Raw genomic sequence first — 11036 nt, forward strand, 5'->3', positions numbered from 1 at the left:
AAATGTTTTCAATTTTAATTCCTACATTAAATAATTTAAACTATTTAAAAATTTGTATTAATAGCATAAAAAAAAATTCTTTATTGAATAACGAAATCATTGTGCATGTCAGCGAAGGTACTGATGATACAATTAATTACTTAAATAAAAATAAAATTAAATATTCATTTACTGAATACAATTCTGGTATTTGTGAAGGATTAAATAGAGCTAAAAAATTATCATCTAAAGATTATGTCCTCTATGCGCATGATGATTTTTATTTTTGTCCTGAATGGGATTTTATTTTGAAAAAAGAAATTGATAATATTGGACACAATAATTTTTATTTATCAGGAACAATGATGCACGAAGGTCAAATTAAATGTGACTATGGCGATAATTATGAAAGTTTTAATGAAGTAGAATTTCTAAATAATTACAAAAAATATAATTATTTTGATTTCCAGGGATCAACTTGGGCACCTAGTGTCGTACATAAAGATTTATGGGATAAGGTAGGCGGTTTAAGTGAGGAATTTTTTCCTGGCTCAGGCTCTGATCCAGATTTTAATATGAAATTATGGAATAAAGGGGTAAGAATTTTCAAGGGTTTAAATGATTTCAAGGTTTACCATTTTGGATCAAAAGTTTTGAGAAACTATGAAAAAAATAATATAAGTAATTTGAAAAGGGGACATGGTAGCAAAAGTAGTAAAATATTTTTATTAAAATGGGGAGTTTCAATTAAATTTTTTAAAAAATACTACTTAAAATCAAACTTAAAGTACAAAAAACCATTAAACAATCCAAAAAAAAACATTTTATTTTTTTTTGATTTAATTAAATGTAAATTAAATTATTTATACTTACTATTATTTTTTAAGAAATATGGAAAAATTAAATAAAATAAATTTATTCAAAAATAGAATTTATAATTTTTTCTTTGTTGAAAGGTTTTTTAAAAAATTAAATATTGAGTTTCCAAAAAATATAAAAAGGTGGGATTTAATTCAGTACATAATTGACAGTTTTTCTTTTGAAAACTATTTAGAAATTGGATGTGACGATGATTATTGTTTCTCTAAAATTAAAATAAAAAATAAAGTTGGTGTTGATCCTTATATGGGTGGAAATTTTAGAGGAACGAGTGATGAATTTTTTGCCCAAAATAATAAAATGTTTGATGTAATTTTTATTGATGGGTTACATCATTATGATCAATGTCTTAAAGATGTTGAAAATTCTTTGAATTTTTTAAATCCTAATGGTTATATTTTGCTTCATGATTGTTTGCCGAGGTCAATAGCCCATCAAGCCATACCAAGATACCGTGGCTCCTGGAATGGGGACGTATGGAAGGTAATAGTAAATTTAAGAACAAGAAAAAATTTAAATACCATAACATGTAAAATTGACATGGGTGTTGGTATTGTAAAAATTAATAAAAATACAAATTTATTAAATTTAAATAATAACAATTTTAAAAATTTAAAATTTAAAGATTATTATGAAAATTTTAATCAATATATGAATATTCATGAGTACGAGGAAGTGTTAAAAATTTTATAATTCTGGTCTTTTAAAAGATTTGCTTAAAATAATGCTATTAATCAAACCAGATAGACGATATTTATATTTTTTCAAATCTTTTTCATTTTTAAAAAAATAGTGAATTAGTATTTTAAACATAGATCTTAAAATTATTGGAAAAATTATAATTATTGCACATAAATAAGTATAATGTTTTCTTAAATAATAAAACTTAGACCATGAAAAATGCCATATACTATTGAGCTTCATAGTTTCAATTTCACTTATATTATCAGGTATAAAAGAATTTCCTCTTTCGTGGTTAATTTCTATGTTATTAATTTGAAAAACTTTTTTATTTTTTTTATTTAATCTTTTGCAAATATCATTTTCCTCAAAATATAAAAAAATATTTTCATCAAAGCCTCCAATTGAATCAAATGATTTTTTTAAAAAAAACATAGCGGCACCGCTAATGCATTCAATATATTTTATATTTTGATTTTTTTCACTCTGTTTAAGACTCTTGTCATTTTCTAAATTTTTATATCTTGGGCCCAAAACACCAAAATTATCATTTAATTGATTTGAGTACTTTAAAAAATTGATAATTATATCTTCATTTATTTTTGATAAATCTGGATTTAAAACAAAAAAATATTTAGTATTAATTAATTTAGCCGCTTCATTAATCGCTGGTCCAAATCCAATATTATCTTTTGATATAAATTTTATATTATTATCTTCTGAATAATATTTTTTAAGGGAATGATCGTTTGAATTTTCTACAATTATAATATTTACAGTATTACGGATTAATGAAAGTAAATTTTTAACTTTTTCATTGCTTTTAAAAGATATAACGACAATTGTTAATTCATTATATTTTAAGTTCATAAATTTATTTTGTTAAGAGCGTTATTTTTAAATAAATTTGACTCTTTGATATATCTTCTTACCATTTGAGTAGATTTGTGTCCTGTCATAGCCATTATACTTCTTTCATCAGCTCCTAAATTGGCAGTTGCTGTTGCAAAGCCTGATCTTAAACTGTGCCCTGAATAATTTGTTGGATTTAAATTTGCATTGACCATGTGATTTTTTAATATCAAAGCTACCGATTGGTCTGTTAATCTATTTTCCAATATATTTCCGCTTTTTGAAATTTTCCTGAATATAGAGTTTTTATTTATATATGAATTACTTAACCAATGTTTTAATGAATGAACTGGACAAAATTCAGAATTTAAAAAATAGGGGATTGCTTTTAAAAAGCCTTCTCCATACTGATCTGTTTTTGATCTTTTTATTATTATCTTTATTCCCTCGTTAACAAATTCTATATCTTGAAAATCTAAATTGACTAATTCCGACCTTCTAAACCCTCCTGCAAAACCAATTAATAATAACGCTTTATCTCTAATTTTTCTATTTTTATGAATTTTAAAATTCGTATTGATTGAGATTATTATTTTTTTTAAATCTTCTAATGACAGCGGTTTCTTGCCAATTTGAATCGAACCAATTTTTCTTTTAATTGATTTTAAATTTTCGTTTATAACTGGATGCTTTGTGTCTATATGGTGGCCTTTTAATCTATTGGCAATTACTATTGAAACTAACCTTCTTTTTATAGTGCTAAATTTTAAATTTTCTTTTGATAATTTTGTTAAATATAGACTGATATCTTTAATTTCCGGTCTTATAGAGTTTTTATTTAAATTATTACAAAATATAACAAAATCTCTAAAATCAGATTTGTAAGCCCTAGATGTATTAAATGCTCTTGAGTGCTTTATATTTTCAAGAGTTTCTAGTTCTAAATTTTTTATTTCATTTGACAAACTTTTCATATTACTAGTGATAACAATAAATTATCGTTACTAATAATACAACCAATAATAGATGTCAATACAAATAAAATGCATTTATTTCTTAAGAATGAAATTATTAGTTAACAATAAAACAATTAACATAAGTCTATTAGATACTAAAACTGCTCATATCATAAGCAAATCAAAAGAATTTAGTTCATTAATAAGCACTTGGGGTGATGAGATTTATTTCAAAACTCCAATTAAAGGTATTAAATTAGAGGAAAATGCTCGAAATACCATGGATTTTGGTGAAATTGCTTATTGGGTAGAAGGGAATTCGATTGCAATAGGCTTTGGTGTAACACCAGCGTCTATAAATGAGGAAATAAGGCTAGTTTCTAAAGTTAATGTATGGGCAAAATTTAATACTAAAGATAACGATATCAATTTTTTTAAGTCTATAAAAGATGATACTATAATTAAATTTATTAATTAATATATTAAAAAAAACGTTTATAATCAATATTATATTATATATATCTAATTTATATATTTAATTAATAGTAAACATAATAACTATAGACAAAATAGCTAAAAAACATAAAAAATAACTATGCTCAAGAGAGTATAGCGATTTAGCCATCTCTGTTCCTCTTGAGCAGCCTAGAATTGCAAAATTATCAGTAATTAAGACTTAATTGAGCCTGCTGACATTATAAACTTAGAAGCTTCCTCAAAAGACATATCTAAATACGTGACGTCTTTTTCAGGAACCACTAATAAAAAACCACTTGTGGGGTTTGGTGTTGTTGGAACAAAAATATTAATCATTTTCTCCCCTACTTTATCAGTAACTTCACCTGAATTAACACTGGTTGCAAAGCCAAGAGAATAAATACCCTTCCTTGGATACTCAATTAAAACCATTTTTTTCTTATTATTAGTGTCATCTGACGCAAAACTTTTGGTTAGCTGAGTTAAACCATTAAAAATTGTTTTTAAGACAGGAATTCTATTAAACAACTTGGTATTTAAGTTTATAAAATATCTACCAACAAATGTAACTGATAACATTCCAATAAATGTTATAATGAAGAATGTTATTAATATTTCTAAACCAGGAATATCAAAAGGAAGAAAATTATTAGGATTTAGATATTTTGGTAATAAATTTGAAAATGCCCTTTCTACAAATATTGAAAAATAAATTGTAATGCCTATTGGTATTAAAACTACAATTCCAGCTAAAAAATAATTCCTAATTTTAGCTAAAAATGATATTTTTTTAATCTCAGTATCTTTTGACATTATTTTATATGCTGTGACCGGCTGAATAAATTATAAATGTCAAAATTAGTACTAAAATTACTATTAAAACTTTATTATTTAGATTCATGCTTAAATAATATAATATAATACAGATAATGAAAAGAAGAGAATTTATTACTTATTTAGGGTGCGGTTGTTGCTCCGTATTATTACCTTCATGTACGTCTGCACCTATTACGAATAGAAAACAATTAAAAATTATTCCTGAAGCAACAATAAATGCAAATGCAATAAAAGCTTATAATCAATTTAAAAAGAAAGCTAAAATGAGCAAAGATATAAAAACGCTTAATATGATTAAAAGAATTGGTGAAAAAATGGAAAAAGCAATTGCTTTTTATTTTAATAGTAAAAATCTAAAAGATCCAACAAAGAATTTTAAATGGGAGTATATATTAGTAGATGATGATAAGACATTAAATGCTTGGTGTATGCCTGGTGGAAAAATTGCTGTTTATACGGGAATATTAAAAGTAACTAAAAATGAAGATGGTTTAGCAAATGTTATGGGTCACGAAATTGCACATGCTGTTGCTAAGCATTCTGTTGAAAGAGCAAGCGCAGCAATGGCTTTAAATTTGGGTACCGCGGTAATAGATATATTTACTGGTGGAGCAATAAGCAGAACAAGAAATACTGTTGGCCAAAATACTGGTGTAGATATTCTACAAGTTGGTGTTTTTAATCCTTTTACAAGAAGTCAAGAAAGTGAGGCTGATTACCTTGGTTTAGCTTTTGCATCTCTTACGGGATATAATCTTTATGAGGGTGCAGAGCTTTGGAAGCGTATGAAAAAAGAAATGGGCTCTGAAGTTCCTCAGTTTTTAAGTACACACCCTTCTCCAACGAATAGAATTAGACAAATAAGAAATTGGATACCACAAATAAGAAGTCAGTTTCCAAAAATTAAAAATATCTAATTTTTTTTTATTTTTTTAAAGGTCTCATTCAAACAATTAGAACAATAAACTCTTTTTTTTGATCTATAATCGTTAATTGAAACTTTCACAGAAGATTTACACTTAAAACAATTTAAAAAATAAAACATGCTTTTATGTGGTGAGCCCTGCAAGATTCGAACTTGCGACCCATTCCTTAAAAGGGAATTGCTCTACCAACTGAGCTAAGGGCCCACATGTTATGAAAACAATAACTTCATGTATTAAAAAAACCTATATATTTCAAGCTTTTTAATAATTTAATTTTTCAATGTGTTGATTGTAAAAATCTTCAAAATTTCCATTTTTTATGGAAATTCTAATTTTTTTCATAAGATCTTGATAGAAAGCAATATTATGCCAAGTAATCAGTGTAGATGCCAAAATTTCATTACAATTTATCAAGTGATTCAAATAATTTCGTGAATATAGTTTTGATGCTGGGCAATCAACATTAATATCCAGAGGAGCGTCATCTTTGGTATATTTAGCATTTCTCAAATTTAATTTTCCTTCCCATGTAAAAGCTAAACCAGTTCTTCCAGTCCGTGAAGGAAGAACACAGTCGAACATATCAATTCCTCTTTTAACAGCTCCTAATAAGTCGCTTGGAGTTCCAGTTCCCATGACATATCTGGGTTTATATTTATCCATTAGTGGAGAGATTTCCTCAACTGTTTCGAACATTTCTTTTTGAGACTCCCCTACCGCAAGTCCACCAAGAGCATAACCGTCAAAACCTATGTCGATTAATCTATTTAGACTTTCTTTTCTAAGGTCATTAAATATTCCACCTTGAACAATACCAAAAAGCATTTTTTCATCATTATTTCCAAATTCAATCTTAGATCTTTTTGCCCATCTCATAGACAAATCCATTGAGTTTTTAATTATGCCTTTATCTTTCGAGTACTCAGGACATTCATCAAAAACCATAACGATGTCAGAATTTAATTTTTTTTGAATATCTATACTTGTTTCTGGTGACAAAAATATTTTTTTACCATCAATATGAGAGTTAAATGCTACTCCATCTTCACTTATTTTTGTATTTTTTGATAGTGACATAACTTGAAAGCCACCTGAATCAGTGAGAATAGGTTTTTCAAAATTCATGAAGCCATGCAAACCACCAAATCTTTCAATCCGGTCAGTACCTGGTCTCAAATAAAGATGATAAGTATTGCATAATATTATTTGCGATCCTGTTTGATTAACCTGATCAACAGTTAGAGCTTTAACAGTTGCGGCTGTACCAACCGGCATAAAGGCTGGAGTATCTATTGAACCTCTTCTGGTATCAATCCTACCAAGTCTTGCACCGCTGTCTTCATTTAATAATGAAAACGTCGCTGGCATTTATTTTTCAATTGTTATTTTTTCAATAATATCTGGATTATCAACAGAACCAGAGCCAGGTGCACCTTTTTTGATTTGATCAACAAATTCCATACCCGAAGTTACTTTGCCAAAAACAGTATACTGTCTATCCAAGTGTGAGTGTGTATCAAAACAAATAAAAAATTGACTATTTGCGCTATCTGGACTTTGTGATCTTGCCATAGACAGAATCCCGCGTTCATGTGGAACATCATTAAACTCTGCCTTTAAATCAGGTAAATCAGATCCACCTGTCCCTACCATGGCGGGATTAAAATTATTTTTTGTATTACCGTGTTGTACATCACCAGTTTGAGCCATAAAACCATCTATAACTCTATGAAATGCAACACCATCATACTTACCCTTTTTGCTTAATTCTAAAATTCTCTCTACGTGATTTGGTGCTATATCTTTGAATAATTCAATTTTTACTTCTCCGTATTTAAGCTTTAACGTTATTTTTGGATTTTCCACTGACTCTCCTTTTGTTGTGAATAATAATAAAAAAAAAACTAATAAAATTTTTTTATTTAAATTCATTATTTATATTTCTTTTTTAAATATATTAATGCTGGTCTCGGGGCAAATTTAGCAACATTGCCATTTAGTGAGGCAATTTCCTTAACCATTCTTGATGAAATAGCTTGATTTTCTATATCTGCTGTTAAAAATATAGTTTGGATATTTTTATCTAGCTTGTTATTCATGCCTGACAATTGAAATTCATATTCAAAATCTGCAACGACTCTTAATCCTCTGATTATAATAGATGCGTTAATTTTTTTACAATAATTTACTGTAAGCATATTAAAACTAGTAACTTTTATTTTATTTTTTATATTTTTAGGGAGTGCATAAATAGTTTTCTTAACTATATCAATTCGTTCTTTTAAATTAAAAAGACATTTTTTTTCATTATTAGTAGCTATAGCAACATGCAACTCATCGACAATTTTTGTAGCTCTTTTAATAATATCTAGATGCCCAAAAGTTATTGGATCAAATGTTCCGGGGTATAGTGCAATTCTTTTACTCATTATTGTCAGCTAATCTTACTGCAGTTACAACTTTTTCATCCGAAGATGTTTTGAATATTCTTACCCCTTGAGTATTTCTACCCGCTACTCTTATTTCATTTACTTTAACTCTTATCATTTGACCTTTGCTGGTTACTAACATTATATCATCGTCAGACTTAATTGGAAAAGAAGCAGCAACATTTCCATTTCTTTCAGTTGTTGAAATATTTATAATACCCTGTCCGCCACGGCCTGTTTCTCTAAACTCGTATGCTGATGACCTTTTGCCATAGCCATTTTCAGTTATTGTTAAGATAAACTCTTCTTTAGATTTCATTTCATCCTTATCAGAAGAGATAATGTTTGGATTTAAAATAGATAAAGAAATTACACGATCATTGTTTTTCAAGTTTATTCCTTTTACTCCTTTTGAACTTCTACCTTTGAATAATCTAATTTTTTTACTATTAACTCTTAAGCTTTTGCCAAGATAAGAATTAATCATTACATCTTCATTTGCTTTAAGTAATTTTACGGAAACTATTTCATCGTCCTTGTCTAGCTTCATAGCAATTTTTCCATTAGATTGAATATTCTTAAAATCTTCTAAATTATTTTTTCTTATTTTTCCTAATTTTGTAATAAAAACTATATTTAAATCAGACCATTCATTTTCATTTTCTGGCAAAGGCATAATAGATGAAACATAACTTTGATTATCTATAGGTAGTAAGTTATGTAAAGACTTACCCTTTGATTGATTTGAACCTTCTGGAATCTTCCAAGTTTTTAATTTGTAAACAATCCCTTTATTTGAAAAAAATAATACAGGTGTCAAAGTATTCACTGAGAATAATTGTGTTACGAAATCTTCTTCTCTTGTAATTATGCCAATTTTTCCTCTCCCACCTCTTTTTTGAGCTTTAATATTAGTTATTGGCGTTCTTTTAATGTAGCCTTTGTTTGTAACGGTAACAATTACCTGTTCTTTTTGAATAACATCCTCAACTTCTACTGAAGTAATTTGATCAATGATTTTTGTTTTTCTTGGTGTTGAAAATTTATTTTTTATACCAATTAATTCGTTTTTTATAAGATTAATTAACTCAGTTTTGTCAATTAGTATTTTTTTAAGTTTTATTATTAATTCATAAAGTTCTGATAATTCATCATTGATTTCATCATAACCTATTGCTGTTAATTTTTGCAATCTTAAGTCCAATATAGCTTTAACTTGAAAATTTGATAATTGGTAGTGATCTAAATCATTTAATTCATTAATATTTAATATGTTTTTGTCTAATTTTGATTTTTTAAAATTCCAAGTTTTTTTTAACAATGAAACCTTAGCATCATTAGGCGTTTTAGATTTTCTTATAATAGATATTATTTCATCTATATTTTCTATAGCAATAAATAAACCTATTAAAATATGAGATCTGTCTTTTGCTTTTTTTAAATCAAATAAAGTTCTTTTGATAATTGTTTTTTCTCTAAAGCTAACAAAAATTTCAATGAATTGTTTTAAATTTAATAGTTCTGGTTTTTTTTCATTTATTGCTAAAGTATTAAACCCAAAAGAACTTTCTAATGGAGAAAATTTATAAAGCTGATTTATTATAATTTCTTGATTAACTCCCTTTCTCAATTCAATTACAATTCTCACGCCCTCTTTATTTGACTCGTCTCGAAGATCTGCAATACCTTCTAATTTTTTATCTCTAATTAAAAGAGCTATTTTTTCAATAAGAACGGTTTTGTTAACTTGATAAGGAACAGATTTAATAATTATTAGTTTTCTATCTCGTGATCCTTCTTCAATTTCTATTTCACCTCTTATTTTAATTGAACCTCTGCCTTTCTCATATCCATTTTTTATTTCATTTTTTCCTAAGATAATCCCGCCGGTTGGAAAATCAGGACCTGGAATTTTTTTCATAATTTCAGATACAGAGATTTTATTATTATCTAAATATGCTAAAGTTCCATCCATTACTTCTCCAAGGTTATGAGGTGGTATATTTGTTGCCATTCCAACTGCAATACCACCGGCACCATTTACTAATAAATTTGGAAATTGAGCTGGAAGAACAACAGGTTCAGTTTCAGTGTCATCGTAATTATTTTGAAAATTAACAGTATTCTTATCAATGTCAGAAATTAGAAATTCGGATATTTTCGCTAACTTAGTTTCAGTGTATCTCATAGCAGCTGCTCTATCACCATCTAAAGATCCGAAATTACCTTGACCTTCTAGCAATTTTGTATTCATTGAAAAATCTTGTGCTAAGCGAACAAGTGCATCATATACAGCTTGATCTCCATGAGGATGGTACTTACCTATTACATCCCCAACTACTCTGGCAGATTTTCTAAACTGCTTGGACCAATCATAACCACCTTTATACATAGCGTATATTATTCTTCTGTGTACGGGTTTTAGTCCGTCACGAGCATCCGGTAATGCTCTAGAAACAATTACACTCATAGCATAAGATAAATATGAGGACTTCATTTCATCACTAATATTTCTATTGCCTAGATTTTTTGATGACATTTATTATTTTGATCTAAAAAGGAACTTCATCATCTAAATCACTTGATGAAACATTGTTGTCAGATGGCAAAGAACTTGAGTCTTGATTCATGCTGCCATCATCAATTTTATTACTACCAGTTGAACCACCAAGCATTGTCAGAGTAGAGTTATATCCTTGGAGTATAACTTGGGTACTGTACTTTTCTTGCCCATTATTATCTGTATATTTAGTAGTTTGGATTTGACCTTCTATGTAAACTTGGGCACCTTTTTTAAGATATTGTTGCACCACATTAACCAAACCTTCATTAAATATTACTACTCTATGCCACTCGGTTTTTTCTTTTCTTTCGCCGGTATTCTTGTCTTTCCATGTTTCTGAAGTAGCTAAACTAAGTCTAGCTACATTTTTCCCATTCGACATTTGCTTTATTTCCGGATCGTTACCTAACCTGCCAATTAGTAACACTTTATTTAAACTGCCAGCCATAATTATATA

12 protein-coding genes and 1 tRNA gene are annotated in these 11036 nt (G+C 27.7%); 4 read left to right on the forward strand and 9 right to left on the reverse strand.

Annotation, left to right across the window (positions count from 1 at the left end; translation table 11 throughout):
* Positions 1 to 2 precede the first annotated feature (2 nt).
* Together ACTTAQ_RS02745 and ACTTAQ_RS02750 are read left to right on the forward strand one after the other, a co-directional pair.
* Positions 3 to 887: a glycosyltransferase family 2 protein gene (locus tag ACTTAQ_RS02745; RefSeq protein ID WP_440695351.1), complete on the forward strand. Its 885-nt coding sequence runs from the start codon at positions 3 to 5 to the stop codon at positions 885 to 887.
* The gene (locus tag ACTTAQ_RS02750) at positions 871 to 1551 is read left to right on the forward strand and encodes a class I SAM-dependent methyltransferase (protein ID WP_440695353.1); all 681 of its coding nucleotides are present in this window, start codon (positions 871 to 873) and stop codon (positions 1549 to 1551) included. The genes ACTTAQ_RS02745 and ACTTAQ_RS02750 overlap by 17 nt, the downstream gene beginning before the upstream one ends.
* Here ACTTAQ_RS02750 and ACTTAQ_RS02755 read toward each other — a convergent pair.
* Both ACTTAQ_RS02755 and ACTTAQ_RS02760 read right to left on the reverse strand, forming a co-directional pair.
* Positions 1546 to 2409, reverse strand: a complete 864-nt coding sequence (locus ACTTAQ_RS02755) for a hypothetical protein (protein WP_440695355.1) — start codon at positions 2407 to 2409, stop codon at positions 1546 to 1548. The two genes, ACTTAQ_RS02750 and ACTTAQ_RS02755, sit on opposite strands and share 6 nt — an antisense overlap.
* Positions 2406 to 3365, reverse strand: a complete 960-nt coding sequence (locus tag ACTTAQ_RS02760; protein ID WP_440695357.1) for a site-specific integrase — start codon at positions 3363 to 3365, stop codon at positions 2406 to 2408. Before ACTTAQ_RS02760 ends, ACTTAQ_RS02755 begins: the two co-directional genes overlap by 4 nt.
* Positions 3366 to 3453: 88 nt before the next feature.
* Here ACTTAQ_RS02760 and ACTTAQ_RS02765 point away from each other — a divergent pair, with 88 nt between their 5' ends.
* The gene (locus tag ACTTAQ_RS02765) at positions 3454 to 3825 is read left to right on the forward strand and encodes a cyclophilin-like family protein (RefSeq protein WP_440695360.1); all 372 of its coding nucleotides are present in this window, start codon (positions 3454 to 3456) and stop codon (positions 3823 to 3825) included.
* 191 nt (positions 3826 to 4016) lie between these two features.
* Here ACTTAQ_RS02765 and ACTTAQ_RS02770 read toward each other — a convergent pair whose 3' ends face one another.
* On the reverse strand, positions 4017 to 4637 hold the full coding sequence (locus ACTTAQ_RS02770) for a DUF502 domain-containing protein (RefSeq protein ID WP_440695362.1): 621 nt from the start codon (positions 4635 to 4637) through the stop codon (positions 4017 to 4019).
* A 116-nt stretch (positions 4638 to 4753) separates the two neighbouring features.
* On the opposite strand from ACTTAQ_RS02770, the gene ACTTAQ_RS02775 reads away from it, so the two are divergent.
* Complete coding sequence (locus ACTTAQ_RS02775) at positions 4754 to 5578, forward strand: M48 family metallopeptidase (protein ID WP_440680117.1); 825 nt, start codon at positions 4754 to 4756, stop codon at positions 5576 to 5578.
* Between the two features lie 137 nt (positions 5579 to 5715).
* On the opposite strand, the gene ACTTAQ_RS02780 is transcribed toward ACTTAQ_RS02775, so the two are convergent.
* From ACTTAQ_RS02780 to ssb, 6 genes are all read right to left on the reverse strand, one after another.
* A tRNA-Lys gene (locus ACTTAQ_RS02780) sits at positions 5716 to 5791 on the reverse strand.
* Positions 5792 to 5848: 57 nt separating this feature from the next.
* Positions 5849 to 6955, reverse strand: coding sequence for a tRNA guanosine(34) transglycosylase Tgt (gene tgt / locus ACTTAQ_RS02785; protein WP_440695364.1), 1107 nt, complete (start codon positions 6953 to 6955; stop codon positions 5849 to 5851).
* Positions 6956 to 7519 carry a peptidylprolyl isomerase gene (locus ACTTAQ_RS02790; protein ID WP_440695366.1) on the reverse strand — a complete coding sequence of 188 codons (564 nt, stop codon included), beginning with the start codon at positions 7517 to 7519 and terminating at the stop codon, positions 6956 to 6958.
* Positions 7519 to 8016, reverse strand: coding sequence for a pantetheine-phosphate adenylyltransferase (gene coaD, locus ACTTAQ_RS02795; RefSeq protein ID WP_440695368.1), 498 nt, complete (start codon positions 8014 to 8016; stop codon positions 7519 to 7521). The genes ACTTAQ_RS02790 and coaD overlap by 1 nt, the downstream gene beginning before the upstream one ends.
* Positions 8009 to 10555: a DNA gyrase subunit A gene (gyrA, locus tag ACTTAQ_RS02800; protein ID WP_440695370.1), complete on the reverse strand. Its 2547-nt coding sequence runs from the start codon at positions 10553 to 10555 to the stop codon at positions 8009 to 8011. Before gyrA ends, coaD begins: the two co-directional genes overlap by 8 nt.
* A gap of 13 nt (positions 10556 to 10568) precedes the next feature.
* Positions 10569 to 11027 (reverse strand): single-stranded DNA-binding protein, encoded by a 459-nt coding sequence (gene ssb / locus ACTTAQ_RS02805; protein ID WP_440695372.1) that lies wholly within the window; start codon positions 11025 to 11027, stop codon positions 10569 to 10571.
* Positions 11028 to 11036 lie beyond the last annotated feature (9 nt).

Source organism: Candidatus Pelagibacter sp. HIMB109, assembly GCF_052048155.1.
GTDB lineage: Bacteria > Pseudomonadota > Alphaproteobacteria > Pelagibacterales > Pelagibacteraceae > HIMB114.